Below are 25,611 nucleotides of genomic sequence, written 5' to 3' on the forward strand. Positions count from 1 at the left end.
GGGTTGTCATAATTAAAAAAGTGGGAAAAGAAAATGGTACGAAATTTTACTTTCCGTACCATTAAGAAAGAACTTAAAATTAGACTAATTTTGCGATCAGTGAATCTAAATCACCTTGCAAGAAGTTCACGGGCGGGATTTCAATCACTGTATAAGCACCTGCGGGCTGCTTCATGGTGGCTCTTGCCGCGGAGACCATAAATTGTGACGTTAATGCGGGGTTATTAATGCGCATTGAGTATTCAAATAATTGATTATGTGTCGCACCAGAAACCCCTTTATGGGTCATCTGCACGCCATGTCCCACATCTTTTAACCCATCAATACTGTCAACTTGGCGAATATGGGTTTCATCAGACGAGAAATAACTATCTTGTTTAATACTACGCACCACATCATCAAAGTTCGCGCCAGCGTCTAATTCTACATACACCATACGACGATGAATGCCCGTTCCCAGAGGAATGGTCACTGACAGCGCATCTTTTACGCCTTCAACGGCTTTAGCCGCAACACTGTGCCCCATACTCATACCGGGACCAAAGTTGGTGTAGGTGACGCCTTTAGGTGCCATCGCTAACATTAAGGTACGCATTATAGAATCAGAACCCGGATCCCAACCTGCCGAAACGATAGACACACTATTATATTTTTTCGCGACGCTATCGAGTCGGTGTTTCAACGCGACAATATCAGAATGCACATCAAAACTATCAACGGTATTAATACCCAGACTGAGGATTTTCTCTGCTAAATCGCCGATAGCTCGAGTTGGAGAACACAGTAATGCCACATCCACTTTGCCTAATTTTTCAATATCATCAACCACAATATAATGAGATAACTCTGCCGGAATATCTTGGGTATTACGACGGACTATTCCGACTAATTCAAAATCATCAGCGGCTTGAACAGCTTCTAGTGCGTAACGGCCTATATTTCCGTATCCCACTATTACTGTTTTAATTTTTGACATTATTACTCCTCGGTCATTCTGATGTCATATTTTCAATACAAGATACATATCAATAACAAATTTAGATAAATTAAACAAAGCCTAATTATCTAAAAATATCCGGCTTTTATAACTAGGTTCACCCAGCAATTAGAGGTAGAATTCAGCCAATTAGTCTTTTTCCTCTATTTAACGCGTATAAAGGTTCTTAATGCATCAGTCCGATGTCACTGAGAGGTCTCTCTATTCCCTCAGTTGGCCAATTTTTATTGATATTTTTCTTCATTTGGCCACCTTATTGATTAATACCTACATGGTTAGCCATGTATCCACAGCCTACCTCGCTGCAATGGGGGTGGGGAATCAGGTATTTGACCTATTTATTACTATTTTTAACTTTATTAGTGTCGGTTGTAGTGTTGTTATCGCTCAATATTTAGGAGCCGGACGCCGTGATAAAGCGAGCCAAGCGATTCATATTTCTATCGCCTTTAACTTTATATTAGGTTTTTCCAGCGCCTTAATTGCCCTATTTTTTGGCTATAAAATTCTCGCGATTATGAATACCCCATCCCACCTGATGGATGATGGTTATACTTATCTGCATATTTTAGGTATCTGTTTAATTCCCGAAGCGATTACGATTATTCTCGCAGCGTGTTTACGTGTGTATGGTAAAGCACAACCTGCGATGTGGGTGACATTGATTGCCAACGTCATTACTGTCATTGGTAATATGATCGTGTTATACGGCTTCTTTGGTTTACCAAAATATGGGTTGGAAGGCGTCGCATGGTCAACGGTTGTTGGGCGTATTGTCGCAGTAATTTTACTGTTCGGTCTGCTGTTCTATGGGTTAAGAATTAAATTTGTTCCAATGATGCTCATACGCTGGTCCCGTAAAATGCTGAACAAAATTCTGCATATCGGACTACCCGCCGCAGGTGAAAACTTAGTGTGGATCCTACACTTTATGACCGCCTCTGCATTTATTGGTTTAATGGGAGAAACCGCCCTCGCCGCACAAACCCTTTATTTCCAGTTATCACTGTTCATTATGCTGTTTGGGATTTCAATCAGTATTGGGAACGAAATTATGGTTGGGCACCTTGTAGGTGCAAAACGCTTTGAAGATGCCTATCGACGAGCTTTCAAAAGCCTAAAATGGGGCTTCTATGTCACCATCGGTGTAGTTTTCGTCTTCTGGTTATTCCGTTCACCGATTTTAGACAGCCTCACAGATGACCAAGGCATTATTCAATTATTGCTGCCAATTTTCTTACTCTCTGTCTTTTTAGAACCGGGACGTACCATTAATATTGTAATGGTTAACGCCTTGCGTGCTTCGGGAGATGCCAAATTTCCGCTACTTACTGCCATTCTATTTATGTGGGGGATCGCTATTCCATTAGGCTATTTCCTCGGCATAAAAATGGAGATGGGGCTACTGGGTATTTGGATCGGTTTCTTTGCTGACGAGTGGGTTCGCGGGTTAACCAATGCTTGGCGTTGGCGCTCTCGTAAATGGCAAAGTAAACGCCTCGATCTGGAAAACTAATTCATCATTTAATACACAGATCCCACCTAGGGTTATAGGTGGGATTTTTGTGACGAGCATCATATTGAGAATTTTTTTACTCCATCATTAAATTTTAGAGATTAATTTTCTCCACCTCCACAATATCTCGTCAAACATTGTGAAGTTTTTCTCCCATCTCTTCTTTAAAATAATCCCATCACCACATTACATTTAGGGACTTCAATCATGGCGACTGAAACTCAATCATTACTTTGGCAATATTTTATTAATGCAGTTAAACAGGACGTTAAGCCTGCATTAGGCTGTACTGAACCAATTTCTCTCGCTTATGCTGCTGCAAAAGCCGCATCTTACCTACAAAACCCAATCACAAAAGTGGTCGCGTTTGTCTCTCCTAACCTAATGAAAAATGGGATGGGTGTAACTGTTCCAGGTACTGGCATGGTGGGATTACCGATTGCAGCTGCTCTGGGCGCTATTGGTGGTGATGGTGAGGCTGGATTGGAAGTGCTAAAAGCGGCTTCCCCTGAAGCAATTGCCCGCAGTAAAGGAATGCTCGCAGAAGGTTTGGTCACCGTGGATATTAAATCCCCTTGTGATGATGTTATTTATTCTGAAGCCACAGTTTATAGCGAAAATGACTCTGCAACCGTGGTGATTGCAGGTTCACATACCCATATTGTAAAAATAATCCATGGTGACGACGTTCTTTTTGATATCACAGTTAGCGAGAGCCAACCCAGTGATCCCGTGGATTGTGGAACTGAAGTCAGCTTACCCAAAGTCACTGCTAAAGCGGTTTATCAATTTGCAACTGAAGCACCATTAGACGATATTCGTTTTATTCTAGAAGCTGCGCACTTGAACGATGCATTGTCCCAAGAAGGCTTACGCAATAGCTATGGTTTGCATATTGGTAAAACGTTACAAACTCAACGTGACCGCGGGTTATTATCCAAAGACTTGTTATCTGACATCATGATCCGTACCTCTGCGGCATCAGATGCACGTATGGGCGGAGCTGTATTACCAGCAATGAGCAACTCAGGTTCAGGTAACCAAGGTATTGCAGCCACAATGCCTGTACTCGTGACCGCTGACTATCTACAGTCAACAGAAGAACAGCTGGCGCGTGCACTGATGCTATCTCATTTAATGGCAATTTATATTCATAACCAGCTGCCCGCATTATCCGCACTGTGTGCCGCAACGACCGCAGCAATGGGTGCGGCTGCTGGGATTGCGTGGTTACTCGAAGCGCGATATGAAGTCGTTGCGATGGCAATCTCTAGCATGATTGGCGATGTTAGCGGCATGATCTGCGATGGCGCATCTAACAGTTGTGCAATGAAAGTATCGACAGGTGCGAGTGCTGCTTACAAAGCGGTATTGATGGCGCTTGATAACAGCTGTGTTAGAGGTTCCGATGGGATTGTGTCTGATGATGTGGATCAGTCGATAGCGAATTTGTGTTCGTTGGCGACCGGGTCAATGCGTTATACGGATATTCAAATCATCGAGATCATGTCCTCTAAAACTCTTCGTTCTTAACGCTGCTGGTGCGTTGACTTCTCTTAGCTACCCTAGTCACATACTCTTGTATGCTCCTAGGGATAGCTGGCGTTTGTCGCCTTCCTTCAGCGCTAATAACTTTGAGTTTAATTTTGATTTCTGATTTTTAATTTTAGGCTTCTAACGCGGCGAATTTTTCGCGAATTTCAGCTTCGGGAAGATCGATGCCGATGAAAACGAGCACGCTGCTGCGCTTTTCGTCTTCCTCCCAATCTCTGTCCCAGTCTGCACTATATAGGCGCTGGACACCTTGGAATAACAGGCGTTTTGGTTCGTCGATGATGGACAAAATACCTTTATAACGTAATAAATTATCCGCAAAACCGAGCAGTAAGTCTTCCATCACTTGGGACACCGCCATCAGCTCTACAGGGTAATCAAACTCCAACACAATAGAACCCACTTCATTTTGCTGCTTAGGTGCAAAACGGAACGTTGGCTGTTTAACATTTAATCTTGAATCCAGCAAAAAGCCTTCAATATCTAACAACAGATCCAGATTAATATCCCCGTGGATCACAGGATAAATCGGCGCTCGAGCATTAATTCGTTGTAAGCGTTCAAGCAACGCATCGTTATTTGGCTCGATATCCGTTTTGGTCAGTAAAATACGATCAGCATAACCAATCTGTGCTTGAGCGATAGCAAAATCATCCAACTGTTTATCAGCATGAACCGCATCGACTAACGTAATGATGCCATCCAATAAATAACGTTCGCACAGCACTTCGTGGGAAAAAAATGTTTGGGTAATCGGCCCTGGATCCGCCATTCCCGTACACTCAATCACAAGGCGCTCAAAATCTAATTTTCCACTGTCCAGCCCATCTAATAAATCCAACAGTGCATTTTCTAATTCATTGGAACGACTGCAACAAATACAGCCATTACTTAATGTGGTGATTTGCGTGGCACGATCGCCAATCAACGCGTTATCGATAGGAACTTCACCGAATTCATTTTCAATCACTGCAATTTTATGCCCATGATCTGCATGCAGAATATGGCTTAATAGTGTCGTTTTCCCTGCCCCTAAAAAACCCGTTAAAATCGTTACATTGATTGGTTTCATTATTGCCCTCGTCACTTCATCAGTTAACAGCAGCGAAATCCGCCTTTACCACTACCGCCGTAGCGAGCATCTTGTCTCTCACGAAAGAATTCTTTATAAGTCATCATCGGCTTATCGGGGTGGTTGTCCTTCATATGCTGTACATAGGTATCATAGTCAGGGATCCCCACCAACATCCGAGCGGCCTGCCCGAGATATTTACCCGTCTTTCCCAGATTTCCAAACATAGCCTTCTCCAAAGGTAAAATGCCCTACATTGTATTGCTACACAATGCAGGGCTTCCCTTATTGTTTCGAGTAATACAAACCTCGAATCATTTTTGATTCCTTAGTGTGAAGATGACACTTTCACACCCTCTTTTGGAACCGGAACATAAGGGGTTTCTTTATCAGTACGATTTGGGTCTTTACTGGCTTTCATCGCAACACGGATACCAAAGAAGATAATACCGTAAACCACGACTAAGAACAGAATACTCAGACCCGCATTGGTGTAGTTATTAATAATAATGTGATTCATATTAGTAATTTCTTGTGCTGTTAAATCTGCACCACCTGCGGCGATTTTCTCTTTGTAAGATTTCGCTAAGTACAGGAAACCTTCCAGTTGTGGATTATCGCTGAATAATTTCAGACCCAGAGCCCATGTAGTACAGATTAATAACCATACCGCAGGTAATACCGTTACAAGGATATATTTGCTGCGTTTCATTTTAATCAATACGACTGTACTCAGAACTAACGCCACTGCTGCCAGCATCTGGTTCGAGATACCGAACAGAGGCCACAAGCTCTTAACGCCGCCCAGTGGGTCAACAACACCTTGATACAGTAAGTAACCCCATAGACCCACGCAACCCGCAGTACCAATCATACCGGCAAACAGTGAGTCAGTTTTTTTCAGGAACGGAACAAAGTTACCCAATAAATCTTGCAGCATAAAGCGGCCAGAACGCGTTCCCGCATCCAGCGCTGTTAAGATAAACAGTGCTTCAAACAGAATACCGAAGTGATACCAGAAGCCCATATTGGCAGCAGGCATAATTTCGTGGAAAACAAAGGCAATACCTACCGCCAGTGTTGGTGCACCACCCGCACGGTTAAGAATCGAAGGCTCACCGATATCTTTTGCGGTTTGCATGATTTGCTCAGGAGAAATAACGAAGCCCCATGAACTCACCGTTGCAGCCGCGTGGATAGAAACATCTTTCAATTGAGCCATGATAGCTGCGCCATCAGGTCCACCAAGTTCATGCAGATTAGGCATGGTGATACCTAAAGCCGCAGGCGGTGTATTCATCGCAAAATACAGACCTGGCTCGATGATAGAAGCTGCAACCAATGCCATGATAGCAACGAAAGATTCCATTAACATCGCACCATAACCGATGTAACGAGCATCTTTTTCGTTAGCTAACAGTTTTGGTGTTGTACCCGAAGCAATTAATGCGTGGAAACCTGACACCGCACCACAAGCAATCGTGATGAACAAGAATGGGAATAGTGTCCCTTTCCAAACTGGACCAGTACCATCAACAAACTGAGTGACCGCAGGCATTTTCAGTTCTGGGTTAAGGATCACAATTCCTACAGCCAGACCGACAATAACACCGATTTTCAAGAAGGTAGCTAAGTAGTCACGAGGCGCAAGAATCAACCATACAGGCAGCAATGCCGAAACAAACGCATATCCCACCAGCGCATAGGTGATAGTTGTATCTTTGAATGTCAGTGCTGGACCCCAGTATGGGTCTTGAGAAATAACACCACCGAACCAAATAGAAGCAACTAATAATGCAATACCGATAACCGCGATTTCACCGACACGACCTGGTCGGATATATCGCATATAAACCCCCATAAATAGGGCAATCGGAACGGTTGAGCAAACGGTGAATACCCCCCATGGGCTTTCAGCGAGTGCTTTAACTACGATCAATGCCAGTACCGCAAGGATGATGATCATAATCAGGAAGCAACCAAATAATGCCAGCGTACCCGGAATCGGTCCTAACTCTTCTTTTATGATTTCACCTAATGAGGCGCCATTACGACGAGAAGAGATAAACAGTACCATAAAGTCCTGAACTGCCCCTGCAAGGACAACCCCTGCCAGCAACCATAATGTTCCCGGTAAGTAACCAACTTGGGCCGCAAGTACCGGACCAACTAATGGACCCGCACCCGCAATTGCCGCAAAGTGGTGACCAAACAGAACATTTTTGTTGGTTGGAACATAGTTCAAGCCGTCATTATTAATGACCGCTGGTGTTGCCCGTGTTTCATCCAACTTCATCACTTTTTTCGCGATATATAAGCTGTAGTAACGATAGGCAATAAGATAAACCGCCACAGAGGCGACCACTATCCATAGAGCACTGATATGCTCTCCACGTCTAAGCGCCACAACGCCCAAACAGACAGCACCGATGATCCCAAGGATCATCCAAGGAACGTGCTTTAAAATACCATTCTTGTTCATAGAACACCTTTCTGAGGTAAAAACGAACATGCCATTAATACTTAGTTACCATTTATTAAAAATTGAAAGCCCTGTCTTTGGTTGCTTTCGATAGACAATAAATGACTTTTTAATAGGCAGTGGTTGAGTTGTTTTGTTAGTCAATAATTGAGATCTGCCATAGTGGCTATGGTAAGAAATTACGCTCAATAAAAGGAAAAGTTCTCTTAAGCGGTGACATACAGAATTAAGCGGTTACTTTTTTACGGTGAATGGTTTTGATGGGGTGATAAAGTCTCTAAAAGTGTGCTTAGCATCACAAATAAAAGCCATTTCAATAAGTTAAGTAAATATTAAATTAAAACAAAAGATGTAATTATTGTTAAATAATACAAAAATACACACAACAAATTACCAACTTTAGCGATTAAAGCTAACGTCACTAATCTTTAGATCCATCACTCCCTTTAAAAAGACTTAATAAAAATAACATTAATTTATTAACAAAAATAAAGAGATAAATTAAATTCATAGTTACTTAATATTTCTCCTTAATAAACAATAACAATTAAATTATAAAAATAGTTTCTCTGGAAATTATTTTTGATTCAAATCACACTAATAAAATATTATTCATACATTAACAAACCAAAGGCGCTATTGTTAATAAAATGACTATTTATTGTTACTTTATTGAGTGAGAAAAGCGCTATATGAATGCTGAAAAATATGACTACATTATAGTCGGTGCAGGCTCCGCAGGGTGTGTTCTTGCCGCTCGCCTAATTAAAGAAACCCAATCTCGTGTTTTACTCCTCGAAGCGGGGGGAAGTGATAATCATCTATTTATCCGTATGCCTGCGGGTGTCGCTAAAATTATTGCGCAAAAAAGTTGGCCTTATGAAACTGACCCAGAACCTCACGCCAATAACCGTAAAATGCAAATTGCACAAGGTAAAGTTCTTGGAGGAAGTAGCTCAGTAAATGGCATGATTTATATTCGTGGTCAAAAGCAGGATTACGACAATTGGGCTCAAAATTATGGTTGTGAAGGCTGGAGCTATAAAGATGTGCTGCCATGGTTTAAAAAAGCTGAACGAAATGAAAGTCTAACAGGTGAATACCATGGAACTGAAGGACCCCTTCCCGTTAGCGAGAACCGTTACCGACACCCATTATCCATGGCATTTATTCGTGCGGCTCAAGAACATGGGCTTCCTTATATCAACGACCTCAATGGTGAAAGCCAGCAAGGTACCAGTTTTTACCAGACTACGACACTTAATGGCGAAAGAGCCAGCACCTCAAAAACTTATCTCAAATCCGTACGAAATAGCGACAAACTCACATTAAAACTGAATACCCAAGTTAATCGCATTATTATCCAAGATGGGCGCGCGGTGGGTATCGCTTATCAAGGGAAAAATGGTCACGAAGTTGAAGCATTTGCTACAGATGAAGTCCTTATCTGTTCTGGTGCAATGGGCTCCGCAAAATTACTCATGCTCTCAGGTATTGGTCCTGAGGAGCACCTTTCAACCCTCGGTATTAATACGCTCGCTAACTTGCCTGTCGGTAAAAATTTCCACGACCACTTGCATATGTCAATTAACGTGACAACCAAACAACCAGTGAGTTTATTTGGTGCAGATCAAGGATTGGCAGCCATAAAGCACGGGGTGGAATGGATGGTATTCCGTAGCGGATTATTGGCCTATAACGTTCTGGAAGGTGCGGCATTTAAAGATAGTTGCGGTCAAGGCCGCCCTGATGTCCAGATTCATTTTCTACCCATATTAGATAGCTGGGATGATGTTCCCGGGGAACCACTTCCTGCCACCCATGGTTTTTCACTAAAGGTAGGCTATCTTCAACCAAAATCTCGAGGGGAAATATTACTACGTAGCAAAGATCCCCTTGCACCGTTAAAAATCCATGCTAATTACTTAGCTTCACCCGAAGATATGGAAGGCTGCAAACGTGCCGTAAAATTTGGGTTGGATGTGTTAAATTCCCCATCTTTACAAGCTGTCAGCCAAGACGTTTTAATGCCCCCAGAGCCAGTTCGATATGATGATACTGAGTTAGAAGAGTTTGTGCGTAATTTCTGTAAAACAGTTTATCACCCCGTGGGAACCTGCCGTATGGGAACTGACCCCAAAAATTCAGTCACCGATTTACGCTTACGAGTACATGGTATTGATAATTTACGTGTGGTGGATTGTTCAGTCATGCCTGAAATCCCAAGCGGCAATACTAATGCGCCAACAATCATGATTGCGGAACGCGCTGCCGCAATGATTATTGAAGATAGAACATAACTATTTTTACTCTAAATAAATTCCCTGCAAAATAGCCAACTCCTGCAGGGAATTTACTGAGGATGCATTTAGCCTTTAACTTGTACGCGAGCAGCGGCTGTTTTTGCCATCGCTAACGCATGTTCAATATTATTCCCAATCGCCAAAGCCACACCTAAACGGCGGGTACCCGCAATTTCCGGTTTACCAAATAAGCGCAGTTGGATATCTGAACTTAACGCCTCATTGAGCCCAGAAAAAACCACATTGTGGCTATGTAATTCTGGCAAAATTACCGCTGACGCACTCGCGCCATACTGGCGAATCGACCCAATCGGTAATCCTAAGAAAGCTCGAACATGTAGCGCAAATTCAGATAAATTTTGAGAAATTAAAGTAACCATTCCGGTGTCATGGGGGCGAGGAGAAACTTCATTAAAAATGATGTCGTCACCACACACAAATAATTCCACCCCAAATAATCCATATCCCCCAAGTGCGGTCACTATTTTAGCCGCAACGTCTTGTGCCTTTTTCAGTGCGCTTTCGCTCATCACTTGAGGCTGCCAAGATTCACGATAATCGCCTTTTTCTTGACGATGTCCTACAGGAGCGCAGAAATGAATACCATCAACCGCACTCACCGTTAGCAAAGTGATCTCAAAATCAAAGTTCACCATTTTCTCGACAATCACACGTCCTTGCCCTGCTCGCCCACCTTCTTGCGAATAACTCCATGCGGCTTGCAGCTGTTCATCCGAACGGATCACACTTTGCCCTTTGCCGGATGAGCTCATCACCGGTTTCACGATACATGGGAAACCAATTTCAGTTGCCGCAGCAATAAAATCATCCTGTGTTTCAACAAAGCGATATTCTGACGTCGGTAACTGTAGCTCCTCTGCCGCTAATCGACGAATACCCTCACGATTCATTGTTAGGTATACCGCATTTGCCGAAGGTACCACTTTTTGCCCTTGCAGCTCTAATTCCACCAATGTTTTCGTTGCAATGGCTTCAATTTCAGGAACAATAAAATCCGGTTTTTCTTGTTCAACTAATTGGCGGATAGCCTCACCATCCAGCATATTAATGGTGTAACTTCGATGAGCAACATGCATGGCTGGCGCATTGTCATAGCGGTCAACGGCAATCACTTCAATTCCTAAACGCTGGCACTCAATGGCCACTTCTTTTCCTAGCTCGCCAGATCCGAGAAGCATTACTTTTGTCGCTGAAGCACAAAGTGCCGTACCTAATTGGCTCATGATAGTGACCTTATATCCCAAGAGGTGAATTTTGGTGTCGTGAAAATCTGGCTGAGATTATATACGCAATCGTTTGCCCTGACCATAATAGAAACATAAAATATGTCCCCTAGACTTTATAAATTAAGGCTAATACATTTAAATTATTGACTAAATTTTAGGAGGGTTATCTCGTCCAGTCACATAAGGTTGTCGCTCATGCCCTTTGGCATAACGCTTATGAATTAACGCTAAGATGCAGAATAATAAACCTATCCAAATCAGTGAAAAACTGACACCTTTCACCCAATCGAACAATTCATTAAATAGGAATACTGCCAGCAAAAATTGGATGGTCGGCTCGATATATTGGGCTAATCCAATGACAGTTAACGTTGTACGCTTAATAGCAGCCGTAAAAAATAAGAGTGGAATAATAGTGACTGGCGCAGCCAACATATACAGAATTTTAGTTTGCCAATCACCATTCATAACTGCGCTCATATTATTCGCCGATAGCCACCACGTAATCCCGATCGCCAATGGCAATAACCACAGCGCCTCGATAAATAATGACGTAATAACATCAAAACGGATAAATTTACGGATCAATCCATAAACCGCAAATGCACTGCCCATCACTAACGCTAGCGCAGGTAATTCGCCGTATTGAAAAATTTGATACATCACCCCGGCAAAAATAAACAGCACTGCCATTTTTTCTGAAAAAACTAAGCGCTCCCGTAAAAAAATCACGCCGAGTAAAATAGAAAAAAGTGGATTAATAAAATAACCAAGGCTAGCAGCCAGCACTTGACCGTGAGTCAATGCATAGGTAAATGCGGTCCAAGAGATCGCCATAATCGAGGAGCTAAATAAACATAATAGAATTGAACGTTTGTCAGCCCAAACCTGCTTCCATAGGGATTTATTTTTGATCGCTAATCGAATGATAAATAAGAAGGGAATAGACCAAATAAGCCGCTGAGCCAACAGCTCCATTGCTTGTGCATCAGGTAACAAACGATAAAATAGCGGGGTGATCCCCCATAATATGTAAGAAAAGATAGCTAAAGCTACCCCTGAACGCAGCAACATAATTTATCCGTACAAAAGTATGATTAAACTCGTATCTATCATACCCCAATAAATGAAATATCCTAGGCTATCGTGCAAACTATACAGAATCACGCTCCAGTAGATTACATGGAATATAATGGCATTCTACATCTTGTTTTTCTTCAATAATATGTAAGGCGGCCTGCTCCCCCAATTGATAATGAGGCAAATCGACCGTCGTTAATGGTGGATAGAATAAATCTCTCACCCCAATCATATTGTCATACCCCAACACGGCGATATCCTCGGGGATCCGTAACCCCCTCCCTAATAAGACTTGATAAGCAAGAAAAGCAATTCGGTCATTACCGCAAATTACCACATCAAAATCAGCACGTTCAGGGGAAAAATGTTGATTAATCAGCGCGACTACATCCCGATAATGTTCATCACCCCATTCAAGGTGATATTGCGTTAATGACTCTAGTGGTAATCCCGCTTGTTTCCATGCTTCTTCCACCGCTTCTCGACGTACTTTTCCCGCAATCGTTTGTTGAGGTAAATACAAGCATAAAGGGCGTCGGTATCCTTTCTCTATCAATCTAGAAACTGCGTGATATTGCCCATTAAAATCGTCAGGAATATATGTCGGAAATTTCCCGTCTTTCGCTACGCAGTTAGCAAGTACCACAGAATGGCTAAATAACGCGCTCGGAATATCCACTTCCCTTAATCCCATGGTGGTATAAATTATTCCATCAGGACGCTGTGATAATAATTGACGAACAGCTCGGTCATGATCAAGATTAGACGTCATGTTCACCACAAAACTGCTCCACCCATATTTTCTGGCGGTATCTTCAATTGACAGGATCATTTCAACTGAAAATGGTGTGGTGGCTGTATCCAGCGCTAAAACCCCTAAGGTAGAAACACGAGAATTTTTTCCGCGAATTTTTCGCGCAGAAAAATCGGGAATATAATTAAGAGCTTCAATTGCCTGCTGAACCTGTTTCAATGTTTCAGGTTTTAGCAGCTCGGGATTGTTAATCGCTCTTGAGACCGTCATCAATGAAACATTAGCAAGTTGTGCTACATCTTTTAAAGAAGCCATTAAGTATATTCACTCACTATTAAGTATAAAATGGAATTTTACCATGATATTAATAAATTTCACGTCTCATAAGCTGCAAACCAATCTAAATTTTTAATTAGGAAATATCATAAAATTACCAATATGGGCTTTTTATGATTACTCTTTTACGATATTATTACTTATCAAAATAACATTTATTTTTATGTTATCGATACACATAATAATAGTGCAACAAGTTTAAATCTCTATCTTGTTACAAAACATTAATCAAATGTTACGTTTTGACACAAACTTTAACCTTTGTTTCTTTTTTATATTAAAATCATGTCTAGGCAAATTTTAATATACTTTACGTTCAGCAATAAATTATAAAGAAGAAAGAACAATTGGAAATATGATTGCCATTTTGCTTGGTAATTATTTTCTAATCTTATTTCATTACGTTAATTTGCATGTCAAATCAGTTAACAGGAGTTTGGTGATGAACAGCACCATTCACGTAATTATAGAAAATGATAATGTCTTTAAGAATAAACTGAAATTAAAGATGGAATCTTTTGATTTTATATTTAAATTTTATAATAACGAAGAGGTATTTATTAGTACTTATACCTATCCGTTAGAAGAAAATGCAACGGACTGTGTTTTGTTATTTTTAAATAATGATATTGCTCGTATTCATAAATTAAAAAATATTACTCATCTTCTAGGAGTTATACCTATTATTGCTATCTCAGAAGAGTCCTCTACGGTACTATGCAGAGACTGTTTTAAAGCAGGTGCATTCGATTTTCACGTGGTCCCATTTAATGACCATGAATTATTGAGTGCAATACAAAGTGCTCATATCTACTTCTCTGAAGCACATGAAAATCATAAAAAATATGTATTCCTTTCAGATAAATTCGACCGTTTATCGGCTAGAGAACGTGAAATCATGGACATGATTTTAGACGGTAATACCAGCAGAGAAACCGCGGAGAAATTATCTTTATCACCGAGAACGGTAGAAGTACATCGCTCAAATATTTATACCAAACTAGGAATAAAATCATTACCGCAATTAATCCAAGAGTATGAATATATCAATACCTATTCAGCTAACGCTTAATACTTATTATCCCCTATCTCCACTTATCGGATGGTTTAATTTTAAACCATCCGATTGTCATCTTAAATAAAATAGCCAAATAAACACATCAGTACAAAATATAGACTCCAATCTCATATTCAATATTAGCTTAAATATTCAACCTGAGCCAACCCTCATAATTTAGGTTATAGAACTCACATCTTAATTTCAAATCGAAAGTGGCAAGATAAATAATCCGTACTATGATTTTATAGGATGAAAATATTTTATACACGAAAACAACTAAACAAATCACTTATTAGAAATGAATAAATTAATAAATTTACTTTAATTAAAAATATAAAACTATATAGATTCATAATTCGTGCTACTACTGCTGCGAGTAAAGGGCATTTCTAAAATAAAAATCTATAATAAAAATTAATAAGAAATTCTAAAAAATGAAGACCAAGATCAACATACTTATCTCTCTAAATAGACGATAATCCTATCTCTTTTCATTTTTTCTCTTTCGTATAATTCGCCAATAGGCGTGACAAAGCCTTCCTCATTTATCTGAGGAGATAAGCTTAGTCCTTACCGCAAAGGTAGTGTGAATTGCTCGCTTCGAACTTTTTTACTTTTTACCAAAAAATAGTAGAAGCGATTTTTTTATCTAAGGGGTCTATAGTTTGTAATCTCGAATATCGATTTGATACTGCTTCAACTTTCGCCATAATGTCGTTCGCCCCATGTTGAGGGCTTGGTGCATTTCCTGTATTTTTCCGCCAAACGCTAATGCGGCTTCAATGATCAGGGCCTTCTCTACATCATGAATATTCAAGTTATTGAACAACGTGTGTTCTTCAGATTTATCTGATAATTTCTGCCAATAAAAGTAACTCTTGAGCTTCTCACTAATTTCCCGTCCCAAAGAACAGGTAAGTGCCAACAATAAATTGCTCTTGATCTGACTTGCCGTAATCATCACAACGGCTAACAAGCGACTTTCATCATAAATAAGCGCCGAATAGTAAAACTCTCCCTGTAGCTCTATTGGTTGCAAAGATTGAGTACCTTGCCCCATTTTTGCTAAAAATAACTCTGAGGCCTTTTCGAGCATTCCTTGCTGATTATTGGACCATAAAACACACCCATAACTATTCAGTAATAACGCCCCAGCATTAAGATCACTGATCGGCTTTAAACCATCAATGATAGTGGTGCTTGCAAGTTGAGTTAATAGATCGAGACTAATAGTGCATGAGGATTTTTCGGTAAGCGGTGCAAGCTTAGGGATAGTGAAGTCAATCGTCATAACCAGCCTTATTCATCGATAAGTATTACCCCTGATTATGTCTATTTGATATTTAATTTTCATATTCTAGATCAAGTTATGATTTGATAGATATTCGCGGGATGATGTAGATCAAATTACCGAAATATAAAGAAATCAAAATATGATATTCCCATTTTTTAGCCTGCTAAAAAATAACGTTAGCAGGCTAAAAATCACCTTAAAATGACTCAGGAACAAGGCTTCCCCATAAGTCATATTCATCAGCATGCTCGATAAGCACGTTGACAATATCCCCGGCTTTAACGTCAAATTCCCCGTTAAGGTACACCATACCATCGATTTCAGGAGCATCAGCCATACTGCGCCCTACCGCCCCCTCATCATCAACTTCATCAATGATGACCCATAATTTGCGCCCTACTTTTTCTTGTAATCTTTGCGTTGAGATTTCTTGCTGCAGCTGCATGAAGCGATGGTAACGCTCCTCTTTAATTTCTTCAGAGACTTGATCAGCTAATTCATTCGCTTTTGCGCCTTCGACCGGGCTATATTTGAAACAACCCACCCGATCAAGTCTGGCTTCCTGTAAAAAATCGAGCAACATTTGGAAATCTTCTTCCGTTTCCCCCGGGAAACCGACAATAAATGTAGAACGTAAAGTCAGCTCAGGGCAAATCTCACGCCAACGTTTAATCCGCTCTAATGTTCTTTCTACTGCACCAGGACGCTTCATTAGCTTCAGAATTTTCGGGCTGGCATGTTGAAGTGGAATATCTAAATAGGGAAGGACTTTCCCTTCAGCCATCAACGGGATCACCTCATCCACATGCGGATAAGGGTACACATAATGCAAGCGAACCCATACCCCCATAGAGGCGAGTTGTTCACATAACCCCACCATACTCGTTTTGACCGGTTTCCCCTCCCAAAAGCCCGTACGATGCTTAACATCCACACCATAAGCAGAAGTATCTTGAGAAATAACCAATAACTCTTTCACGCCTGATTCGACTAAACGTTTAGCCTCATTGAGTACATCCCCAATTGGGCGGCTATCTAAATCACCCCGCATGGATGGAATAATACAAAATGTGCAACGGTGATTACAGCCTTCAGATATTTTCAAATAGGCATAATGTTTTGGCGTCAACTTCACACCTTGTTCGGGGACTAAACTCAAGAACGGGTCATGTTCAGGTTTTGGTACATAGTGATGAACATGGTTCAGAACTTGTTCGTAACTATGTGGTCCGGTGATCTCTAACACTTTAGGATGAACTTCACGGATTTGGTTTTCTTTCGCTCCCAAGCATCCTGTCACAATCACTTTACCATTTTCGTTCAGAGCTTCACCGATGGCTTCTAACGATTCCTGTACTGCGCTATCAATAAAACCGCAGGTGTTCACAATCACCAAATCGGCATCATCGTAGCTTGGAACGACTTGATAACCATCAGTACGCAACTCGGTTAAGATGCGCTCTGAGTCAACGAGATTTTTGGGACAGCCGAGTGAAACGAAGCCAATTTTAGGCACCGAATTAGTATTTTGCGACATAACTCACTTCTTTTATTTTTTTAGAAAAATGGGCGAAATTTTACCTGAAGTATAATGGGAATTGTATAAATTTTTAGCGGTGTAAATAACATTTCGAGCGAGATCCTAAACATAATAATAACAGGACCTCGCCCAGATAAATTGCAGAGATTATCGGTTAATTGAACGCGCGATGCGGGCGTAAGTGTGCCGCACTCCACGGATCACAATCCCGTAATTCAAAATATTCTCGGGGAGTGCTATGCCGTTGTAGCCTGAATCACCGATATGATGTAAATCAGTACCTGCCATTTTACACATTAACGCAATTTGACGAATCGTTTGAGTATCCGCCCCCTCTTGAGACGTCCCTATGGCAGTCATCGTCATCACTCTTTGAGAGTGACAATAACTCACCATTCTCTGCACAAATTCTAATGTAATTCCCGGTACGGTTCCCGGTGCAGGCAATAAAATAATGTCCGCGCCACTGCTAATAAAAGAACGAATATCGTCTTCGGTAATCAATTGCTCAGCAGAAGCATTTAACACGCCCGCTGCGTGCATTTTTCCCGTGATTAAAACCATCTCCTCACCCACCACGGCTTTGAGTTCCTTTAAGCTTTGGTTGATCTCTTGGTTTGTGACACCATTACCGGGATTACCGGTTAGGACGATAATATCGACCCCCATCTGTTTTAATTTCAGGGCATTTTTTACCGTCGCCAATCGACCTTCGGATATTTTCCATTGCTTATCTTGGTGCGGATTATTAAATCCAGCGGGAACGGGTTCTAAATTGACGCCAATGGCTCTACCCGTTAAATGCTTTAGCGTCCGAATAATCTCTTCTGGTAACGTCCCCTCCGGTAGCCCTTGTACCACTGGATTGTTCACATCAAAGACATTCAACAACAGGATATCGGCTCCCTGACTTGCCGCCAGTTCAGCATTGGTTACAGTCATTAATACTGGTTGAAGCGTTCCGATAGTTTCACTGACCAATAAGCGCCCTTCACTCGCCTTAATCGCTTCCAATAACCCTTTCTTATTTAATTGGGCGATTTCGGATGCAGAGCAATCCAGATAACGTTTTTGCATTGGCAACCCCTTTACCTACAGTTAGAGAAAGACCGTCGATTTGTTATTTCAATATACCAGATAAATTTAAATGCTATCCCAGAGCAAAATCACCTTTCTTTAACTTATTTTTCAACTCTAAAAAAGAACCAATTAACATATTGATTAATATTAAATTTAAATGATTCATTCTTTAACATTAATGAAGAAGGTAAAATATTCCCCTTGTCATTTATGAATAGTAATGATTATCATTATGCTTCTAACTTTATCAGGTAAGGATGTCACAATGAAATTTGCGTATCAGGCTGCCGTTTCAGGTTTAGCTCTGTTCTCTATTTCCGCTTTTGCTCAAGAGTATCCTCTCGGTCACCCAGTCATTAAAAATGGGATGGAAATCCAAGGTGTTTATTTACAACCTATCACCATGGACACAGAAGAAGGTCACCATGCAATGGCGCACCTGGCTGCGGATAAAGCAGATATTCACTTAGAAGCCGATATTCATGCAGTAGAAGAAAACCCAAATGGATTCGCTGAAGGCGATTGGATGCCTTACTTGACCGTTGAGTATTCCGTTACCAAATTAGGCGATAAGCCACAAACTCAAACGGGTACATTCATGCCAATGGTGGCAAGTGATGGTCCACACTATGGCGAAAATATTAAATTAGACGGTAATGGTAAATACCGTGTAACGTATAAAATCTATCCGCCTTCCCATAATAAACAAGCCTCTTTTGGACGCCATATTGATAAAGAAACTGGCGTTGCTCCATGGTTTGAGCCGTTTGAAGTCTCTTGGGACTTTGACTATGCAGGCATAGGTCGCAAAGGCAGTTACTAATTTACATCCTATGCATTAAGGGCTTTCGTGGGGTTAAACTTCTACGTAAGCCCTTTTTCGCTCATAGGTCTTTACCAATTCTTTAAGATTTGAGCTAAAAATGAAAACATTACTGAGCGCTTTACTGGTTTTTGTTTGTGCATTGCTCCCTCAATCGGCGCTTAGTGCTGAAAAATACACCGTAGAGTTAGAAATGAAAAATGGGGATTTAATTCCTCGCGTTCTCGAAGTCCCTGCCAAAACCATTATTCGAATCAAAATAACCAATACCGGCACTGAACCTGCAGAATTCGAAAGCATTCAATTAAGAAAAGAAAAAGTTTTAGCTCCGGGAGCTAGCTCGGTAGTGGTGATTGCACCATTAAAACCAGGAACATATAGCTTTTTTGACGACTTCCACCTCTCTCACCCAAAAGGCGAGATCATTGCTAAATAGTAGGATTTAATATGGGGCAGGTTCTGTTTGTTGTTTGGCGTGAAAGCTTTGAAGCGCTATTAGTTATCGGCATCATCTATGCGTGGATAAAACGCCACCCCGATGCTAAAAATGGGATGAAATATCTGTGGGGCGGTGTCGCTCTCGGTATCGTTACCTCTATTTTATTAGCACTGTTAATCTACGGTGTATTCAACGTCCTTGATGATACAGGGCAATCCATTTTCATGATCTTTATGGAGATCCTCGCCTGTATATTGATCGTCCAAATGGTGTATTGGATGAACAAAAACGGTCGATCCATGAAAACGGAAATTGAATCGGGAATTAACCGTAACGCTCAGCACCATAGTTGGTGGGGAGCAACATTGATTATTGCGATTGCCATTGCTCGCGAAGGCAGCGAAATTGTGGTTTTCCTTTCAAGTTTCATCATGTCCCTGACCGCAGAAAATTCGAATGAATTTATCTTTGAAGTCGCGACGGGAATTGTGATTGCAGCTATGACCCTGTATGCATTTCTTCTCACAAACCGTATTATTTCATGGAATATCTTCTTCAAAGTTACTGGCGTGATTTTACTGTTCCTCGCACTCTCTTTGTTACTCAAAGGTGTTGAAGAAATTTCAAACTTGATGATCGAGTTTGATTACCCCATTCCTGAATTCTTAATTTATCCCGCTTGGGATACGACCGCATTTCTTGATGATTCTGGCGTAGCAGGCAATTTTATCTCGTCATTCTTTGCCTACCGCTCACAACCTATCTGGCTCAGCGTCATTACTTTTGTTGTCTATTGGGTTGTGGTTATCACGCTCTTTGCTTGGGGTAAACATCATGCAACTAAACAGCGTTTACAAAATGCGTAATATGACCAAAATAACACTGAGTTTGTTTTTAGCGACATTCATCATATCCACCGCTCATGGCAAAGCCTTAAGATCCCCTGTGCAAACAGGGGATGATATTGTCATTGCGAAAGGGGATATTCCTACCCCTGAAAAATACCAGCCCGCAATCCAAAATTATTTAGCCTTTGTCACGAATGAGCTGGGCGAAATGGTAGAGCAACTCGATATTCTCAATCAGTGTTTGAAAAAAGGTCACTTAGCGCAAGCTAAATCAGCGTATATTCAAGCCCACCAACACTATGAAACCGTTCGCCCTATCATTATGTTATTTGGGAATACCGATAGAACCATTAATCCTCGCGCTGACTATTTTCTGGATAAAGAAAAAGATTATCGCTTTACCGGATTCCATTTGGTCGAATACCAATTATTTTCCCAACAAGATATTAAAGCCGCACTTCCTGCCGCTGATGAACTGTTATTGAAAGGGCGTGACCTGCATAAGCGAGTCTTGACTGAAACCATCGAAATACCCAAGTTGGTGCAAGCATCCGCTGATTTTATGGAAATGATCCTTGAGACAAAATTGTCGGGACAAGAGAATATTTATAGCCAATCAGACCTCACTGATATCGCCGCCAACGCGAAAGGTTCACAAGCGATTGTTGAAGTAATCAGCCCATTTGTTGAGATAAAAACCCTCGACCAAATAAAAGAAAATGACCAGAAAATTAATAAAATAGTGCAGTCATATCAATTAGCTAAAGGTCAATATGCGCCTTATAGCCAATTAAAACGACAAGATAAAATGACGCTCTATTCACTGTTAACTCAACAAGCGGAGCTATTGGCCACTTTACGCGCCCAACTCGATGTTGATGTTTACTACAAATATTAAGGCATGTTTTTATGCAAAATAAACCAATAAGCGACGTACAACAGGTGAATTTATCTCGACGTAGTGCATTGAAAACTCTCGCGATGGGCGGAGCAATTTTAGCTGCCCCAGCCCTCAGTGCTCAGGCATCTATCGCCGATTGTCAGCTAAATTATGATAAAGCTATCAACTATTTAGGCGAGCATCAACCTGGGGTACTCACGCCAGAACAGAAAAATGCCTCATTTATTGCTTTTCATATCACCACACAATCCATCGACGAGCTACAAACGCTATTTACCATTCTCACCCAGCGCATTGCTCATCTAACCCAAGTACAGAAAACCACACCTAATCAGAATGATAAAATGCCCCCTGCGGAATCTGGGATTTTAGGATCACTGGCACAACCGGATTCACTCAGTGTAACCGTGTCTCTTGGTGATACCTTATTCGATTCACGCTTCGGCTTAGAAAAACTGAAACCACGTTATCTTGTAGAGATGACCAGCTTCCCAAATGACCGTTTAGAAGATAAATGGTGTGGGGGTGATGTGGTATTACAAATCTGTGCCAACAGCCAAGAAAGTGTAATCTATGCGCTTCGAGATATCCTACGCCATACTTCACCATTTTGGTTTCCTCTGTGGAAAATCGACGGCTTCTTACCGTCACGGGATATTGATCGCCGCTCTACACCAATCAATCTGTTTGGGTTTAAAGATGGGTCAGGTAATGCGCCAACGGATGATAGCAAACTGATGAATGAGCTGATTTGGGTCACATCTGAAGCCAAAGAACCGGAGTGGTGTATTGGTGGAACATACCAAGCGGTACGCCTAATTCGCTTTAATCTAGAATTTTGGGATAGAACCCCATTGGAAGATCAAGAGAATGATTTTGGTCGCCATAAAGAAACCGGTGCTCCGATGGGAATGAAACATGAAATGGATGACCCCGCGTTTGAAAAAGATCCCCACGGAGATCGCGTGCTATTTGATTCCCACATGCGCCGTGCTGAACCAAGAAACCCAAGCCGCTATACGGCTAAACTCAGACGCCGTAGCTACAGTTACTCATTAGGATTAACCGATAATGGGGCACTTGATATGGGATTGATTTTCGTCTCCTATCAAAAAAACTTGAAAACGGGGTTTATTGATACCCAAAAACGCCTTAATGGTGAACCTCTTGAGCGTTATATCAAGCCATTTGGCGGTGGTTATTATTTTGTGCTACCCGGCATTCAATCTGAAAAAGACCAACTAGCGAAAGGGTTATTTGAGTCGTTAAAATCACAGAAATAATGCTTATAAAAAAGCCCCAATATCACTATTGGGGCTTCGATTACCGACCTTTATTGACTTGTTAAGTTAATAAAATATTCCTAGGTTTACATCTTATTATTTTTTGCGATCCTTCGCGTCTTGCTCAACTTCCTGTTTCCATTCCTCTGATATTGGTGCGGCATTCTGTTTTGCTTCTACGGCTTTATTCACCGCTTTATAGGCTTTACCGTAACCGGTATCATCCTGAACATATCCGGTGGCGTTAGAACTTTTAATTCCGATATTATTCGCTTCTGAAATCGCATCAATATTGGCGCCAAGGAAAATAAAGTCCCAATTGTCTTCCGTTTCGGCAGACTTAATCATCGATTTAATTTTTTCTTGGCTATATTCACGGCTGCTATTTTCCTCGCCATCAGTAATAATCACGAATAACACATTATTGTTCTTCGTGATTTTGCGATTCTCGCGCATTTTTACAATGCTATTCCCGATCGCATCTAATAACGCTGTATTTCCACCGACTTGATAATCATCAAGCGTAATATTTTTAACTTTATCAATAGGTTCTCTATTATGTAGCAAGCTAGTTTTGTTATTGAATAAAATGGTGGTGATAAATGTTTTGTTTGATTTATTTCTGTTTTCGGTTAATACGCTATTGTATCCACCAATGGTGTCTGATTCGAAGCCGGACATTGATCCACTTTTATCCAAGATGAACACTAAATCTAAAACCTCAGAATCTTTCTTAGGTTCAACTATGGATTTACTGCTTGATACACTAGAAAAGAGTAATAAAAAAGCGGTCGATATCACTGTCCAAAATGACGTCTTAGATAAACTCATCAGCTAGCCCCTTATGATAATATCTCGATGAAATTATCCTCTATCTTCCTTGTTTATGCGGGATATCAAATAAGATTACTCTGTTTGTTTTATAAGCAAATTCTTAAATTTATTCATACTGAAGGGGATTACATCAATAGACCTACTTCACCCAAACACCATAGTTACGAAGTTGATTTATCTCTTGAATAAACTCATTTAGCTTGATGTATTCAGTCGGTACGTTACTGGATGGACTTTCCGAATAGCTTTCCACTAAACTCACAATCAGCTGGTGATATTGTTTATTTAAATCCTGATGAATATCGACTTTATTTGACTGTTTCAATTGCTGAGTTAAATCAATAATATTTTGAGCAATAGACTGAACTTGCGGATCTTCAAATTTCACATCAGGAATTTGGTAACTTAAATTAATATTTAGCGAATTATTGTTTTCATTAAACTCTGTTTTTGGAACTAAATTTTTATCGTATACATTTGCAAAATATTCAATTAATTCTGCCTGATCAAAACATTTAGATTTAATATCTTCTTGTTTATTTGGATTATTTTTAGGCTCAGGGTATGGCTTTCCAATGGGATAAGTACATCTTAATATGTTGCCATCAATCACCGTGGCATTCGTGCTTTTAATGGGCAAATTTAACTCATGACCATAGATGGTTACATCGCGGCTAGCAGGTTGATAACCTTTATTTTTTTCATCATTAGAATAGACTTCTGATAAGGCATAATAGACCCCATGATGAGGGTTTAAAATCCCACCAGAATTATGTTCATATACCATAAATTGGGTGACATTACCGGATTCGTCTTCCAATCGATGTTCGCCACTCGTTAACGTTATAGTCCCAAACTGGCGTGGCTCCACCTGATAATCTTTGCCATCTACTTTAAATGAAAAAGCCTGCTCTGTTGGATTACTATAATAAAATTTCCCTTTATTCCCGACAATATCGAAGCCATCACACGCGGTTAGCAACATCATTGCCGCCGTGAAGAAACTTATTTTCAATATAGTTTTCATTAATCCCCCCAACATCCCATTAATTTTTTCAATAAAATAGATACAATAAGTCAAGGGCAATAATCTTATTCATTTTAATAAAATTATTTTTACTATAAGTGCTTTCAACTCTTTATCATTGTAAAACTAAATAATAATAGATAAATATGAAAACTAACTAATAAACTAGCTTAATTTAAGGCTTATCCGTGTGATTACTGCGTAACACTTTTAATAATAACTGAAACACAGATTCCATCATGGGTGTCAGTATCTGACTATTGCGCATTAATGATATTGATCGCGTTAATGCAGGCTGCTGCAACTGTAAAACGTTAAGGTCTGGATCCCGCAAATGTACCGTATATAACTGAGGTAAAATTCCGATAGCCAGTTTTGATCTCACTAATCCATACAAGGTTTCAATATAGTCGACTTGATAGCGAATGCGAGTATTAAGCCGATTACTTTCAATGGTTGCCGTCACCAAACGGTTAATATTGCCTTTGGAAAATATCGCAATATCTCGATGATTTAAATGCTTCCAAGGTAGATGAAACTCATTCTCCGTCAGAATTTCATCTCGATGAGCGACCACAACAAATGGGTCATCTTGCAATGGATATAACGTTAACTCCGCAGGTACCGAACTATCCATAACGCCAATACCAAAATCGATTTCATTGTTAACTAACTTATTGATCAACGAGTCATTGGTTTGATCATAGAATTCCACATTGAGTCGAGGAAAATGCTGGCTAAGTTGCTGCGGAATTAACGGAAACAGCAGAGAACTCACGGAAGGAACTAGCCCAATACGTAATGTTCCATCTCCCCCCTCTTCGATAATTTTTTGGATATCACTAAACCCACGCTGAGACACACTTAAAATTCGCTCTGCGTGAGGCAAAATAGCCGCACCTAACTCAGTGAGCGTAACCGATGCGGCGGTTCGATTAATCAGCCTACCTCCAATGATGGTTTCAACTTGTCGCAATGCGCTACTTAGAGCCGGCTGACTGACCGCAAGACGGTTAGCTGTTTCCGTAAAATGACGCAAGTGAGCTAACGTCACAAAGTATTGGAGCTGCTTTAACGTAAGTGCAGGAAGACGCTGCCAAGGCTGACTCATACTGATATCCCCATTGAATCTGTTTGTTTT

General features: G+C 40.7%; 22 protein-coding genes. 9 read left to right on the forward strand and 13 right to left on the reverse strand.

Features of this window, described 5'->3' with window-relative positions; all coding sequences use genetic code 11:
- Positions 1–79: 79 nt before the first annotated feature.
- A complete protein-coding gene (locus PROVRUST_RS12410; RefSeq protein WP_006815183.1) occupies positions 80–976 on the reverse strand; it encodes a diaminopimelate dehydrogenase in 897 nt (298 codons plus the stop codon).
- Between the two features lie 190 nt (positions 977–1,166).
- On the opposite strand from PROVRUST_RS12410, the gene PROVRUST_RS12415 reads away from it, so the two are divergent.
- A complete protein-coding gene (locus PROVRUST_RS12415; protein ID WP_006815184.1) occupies positions 1,167–2,513 on the forward strand; it encodes an MATE family efflux transporter in 1,347 nt (448 codons plus the stop codon).
- Positions 2,514–2,720: 207 nt separating this feature from the next.
- A complete protein-coding gene (locus tag PROVRUST_RS12420) occupies positions 2,721–4,046 on the forward strand; it encodes an L-cysteine desulfidase family protein (protein WP_006815185.1) in 1,326 nt (441 codons plus the stop codon).
- Between the two features lie 133 nt (positions 4,047–4,179).
- Here the strand turns inward: PROVRUST_RS12420 and yjiA are convergent, their stop codons facing one another.
- The 3 genes from yjiA to PROVRUST_RS12435 form a co-directional block, all read right to left on the reverse strand.
- Positions 4,180–5,139, reverse strand: a complete 960-nt coding sequence (yjiA, locus tag PROVRUST_RS12425; protein WP_006815186.1) for a GTPase — start codon at positions 5,137–5,139, stop codon at positions 4,180–4,182.
- A gap of 23 nt (positions 5,140–5,162) precedes the next feature.
- Complete coding sequence (locus PROVRUST_RS12430; RefSeq protein WP_006815187.1) at positions 5,163–5,366, reverse strand: YbdD/YjiX family protein; 204 nt, start codon at positions 5,364–5,366, stop codon at positions 5,163–5,165.
- 101 nt (positions 5,367–5,467) lie between these two features.
- The gene (locus PROVRUST_RS12435; RefSeq protein ID WP_006815188.1) at positions 5,468–7,621 is read right to left on the reverse strand and encodes a carbon starvation CstA family protein; all 2,154 of its coding nucleotides are present in this window, start codon (positions 7,619–7,621) and stop codon (positions 5,468–5,470) included.
- Positions 7,622–8,313: 692 nt separating this feature from the next.
- Between PROVRUST_RS12435 and PROVRUST_RS12440 the strand changes: the two genes are divergently transcribed.
- Positions 8,314–9,921, forward strand: coding sequence for a GMC family oxidoreductase (locus PROVRUST_RS12440; RefSeq protein WP_006815189.1), 1,608 nt, complete (start codon positions 8,314–8,316; stop codon positions 9,919–9,921).
- 68 nt (positions 9,922–9,989) lie between these two features.
- On the opposite strand, the gene purT is transcribed toward PROVRUST_RS12440, so the two are convergent.
- From purT to PROVRUST_RS12455, 3 genes are all read right to left on the reverse strand, one after another.
- Positions 9,990–11,168, reverse strand: a complete 1,179-nt coding sequence (gene purT / locus PROVRUST_RS12445; RefSeq protein WP_006815190.1) for a formate-dependent phosphoribosylglycinamide formyltransferase — start codon at positions 11,166–11,168, stop codon at positions 9,990–9,992.
- A gap of 150 nt (positions 11,169–11,318) precedes the next feature.
- Positions 11,319–12,245 carry an EamA family transporter RarD gene (rarD, locus tag PROVRUST_RS12450; protein ID WP_006815191.1) on the reverse strand — a complete coding sequence of 309 codons (927 nt, stop codon included), beginning with the start codon at positions 12,243–12,245 and terminating at the stop codon, positions 11,319–11,321.
- Positions 12,246–12,324: 79 nt separating this feature from the next.
- Complete coding sequence (locus PROVRUST_RS12455) at positions 12,325–13,320, reverse strand: LacI family DNA-binding transcriptional regulator (protein ID WP_006815192.1); 996 nt, start codon at positions 13,318–13,320, stop codon at positions 12,325–12,327.
- 463 nt (positions 13,321–13,783) lie between these two features.
- Between PROVRUST_RS12455 and PROVRUST_RS12460 the strand changes: the two genes are divergently transcribed.
- Positions 13,784–14,413, forward strand: a complete 630-nt coding sequence (locus PROVRUST_RS12460; protein ID WP_039855186.1) for a response regulator transcription factor — start codon at positions 13,784–13,786, stop codon at positions 14,411–14,413.
- Between the two features lie 646 nt (positions 14,414–15,059).
- Here the strand turns inward: PROVRUST_RS12460 and PROVRUST_RS12465 are convergent.
- The 3 genes from PROVRUST_RS12465 to PROVRUST_RS12475 all read right to left on the reverse strand — a co-directional run bounded on the left by PROVRUST_RS12465 (position 15,060) and on the right by PROVRUST_RS12475 (position 18,312).
- Positions 15,060–15,692 carry a helix-turn-helix domain-containing protein gene (locus PROVRUST_RS12465; protein WP_006815194.1) on the reverse strand — a complete coding sequence of 211 codons (633 nt, stop codon included), beginning with the start codon at positions 15,690–15,692 and terminating at the stop codon, positions 15,060–15,062.
- A 199-nt stretch (positions 15,693–15,891) separates the two neighbouring features.
- Complete coding sequence (gene rimO, locus PROVRUST_RS12470) at positions 15,892–17,232, reverse strand: 30S ribosomal protein S12 methylthiotransferase RimO (protein WP_006815195.1); 1,341 nt, start codon at positions 17,230–17,232, stop codon at positions 15,892–15,894.
- A gap of 150 nt (positions 17,233–17,382) precedes the next feature.
- Positions 17,383–18,312: a DUF7916 family protein gene (locus tag PROVRUST_RS12475; protein ID WP_006815196.1), complete on the reverse strand. Its 930-nt coding sequence runs from the start codon at positions 18,310–18,312 to the stop codon at positions 17,383–17,385.
- A gap of 268 nt (positions 18,313–18,580) precedes the next feature.
- On the opposite strand from PROVRUST_RS12475, the gene PROVRUST_RS12480 reads away from it, so the two are divergent.
- From PROVRUST_RS12480 to efeB, 5 genes are all read left to right on the forward strand, one after another.
- Positions 18,581–19,138: an iron transporter gene (locus PROVRUST_RS12480; RefSeq protein WP_039855189.1), complete on the forward strand. Its 558-nt coding sequence runs from the start codon at positions 18,581–18,583 to the stop codon at positions 19,136–19,138.
- A gap of 100 nt (positions 19,139–19,238) precedes the next feature.
- Positions 19,239–19,574, forward strand: a complete 336-nt coding sequence (locus tag PROVRUST_RS12485) for a cupredoxin domain-containing protein (RefSeq protein WP_006815199.1) — start codon at positions 19,239–19,241, stop codon at positions 19,572–19,574.
- 11 nt (positions 19,575–19,585) lie between these two features.
- Positions 19,586–20,443 carry an FTR1 family iron permease gene (locus PROVRUST_RS12490; protein WP_006815200.1) on the forward strand — a complete coding sequence of 286 codons (858 nt, stop codon included), beginning with the start codon at positions 19,586–19,588 and terminating at the stop codon, positions 20,441–20,443.
- Complete coding sequence (locus PROVRUST_RS12495; RefSeq protein WP_006815201.1) at positions 20,436–21,323, forward strand: EfeM/EfeO family lipoprotein; 888 nt, start codon at positions 20,436–20,438, stop codon at positions 21,321–21,323. The genes PROVRUST_RS12490 and PROVRUST_RS12495 overlap by 8 nt, the downstream gene beginning before the upstream one ends.
- A gap of 11 nt (positions 21,324–21,334) precedes the next feature.
- Positions 21,335–22,609, forward strand: a complete 1,275-nt coding sequence (gene efeB / locus PROVRUST_RS12500) for an iron uptake transporter deferrochelatase/peroxidase subunit (RefSeq protein WP_006815202.1) — start codon at positions 21,335–21,337, stop codon at positions 22,607–22,609.
- A gap of 96 nt (positions 22,610–22,705) precedes the next feature.
- On the opposite strand, the gene PROVRUST_RS12505 is transcribed toward efeB, so the two are convergent.
- The 3 genes from PROVRUST_RS12505 to PROVRUST_RS12515 form a co-directional block, all read right to left on the reverse strand.
- Positions 22,706–23,440: a vWA domain-containing protein gene (locus tag PROVRUST_RS12505; RefSeq protein WP_006815203.1), complete on the reverse strand. Its 735-nt coding sequence runs from the start codon at positions 23,438–23,440 to the stop codon at positions 22,706–22,708.
- A 142-nt stretch (positions 23,441–23,582) separates the two neighbouring features.
- Complete coding sequence (locus tag PROVRUST_RS12510; RefSeq protein WP_039855192.1) at positions 23,583–24,470, reverse strand: hypothetical protein; 888 nt, start codon at positions 24,468–24,470, stop codon at positions 23,583–23,585.
- Positions 24,471–24,645: 175 nt separating this feature from the next.
- On the reverse strand, positions 24,646–25,581 hold the full coding sequence (locus PROVRUST_RS12515) for a LysR family transcriptional regulator (protein ID WP_006815205.1): 936 nt from the start codon (positions 25,579–25,581) through the stop codon (positions 24,646–24,648).
- Positions 25,582–25,611: the final 30 nt, after the last annotated feature.

Origin of the sequence: Providencia rustigianii DSM 4541 (genome assembly GCF_000156395.1) — a bacterium.
GTDB classification, from domain to species: Bacteria; Pseudomonadota; Gammaproteobacteria; order Enterobacterales; family Enterobacteriaceae; genus Providencia; species Providencia rustigianii.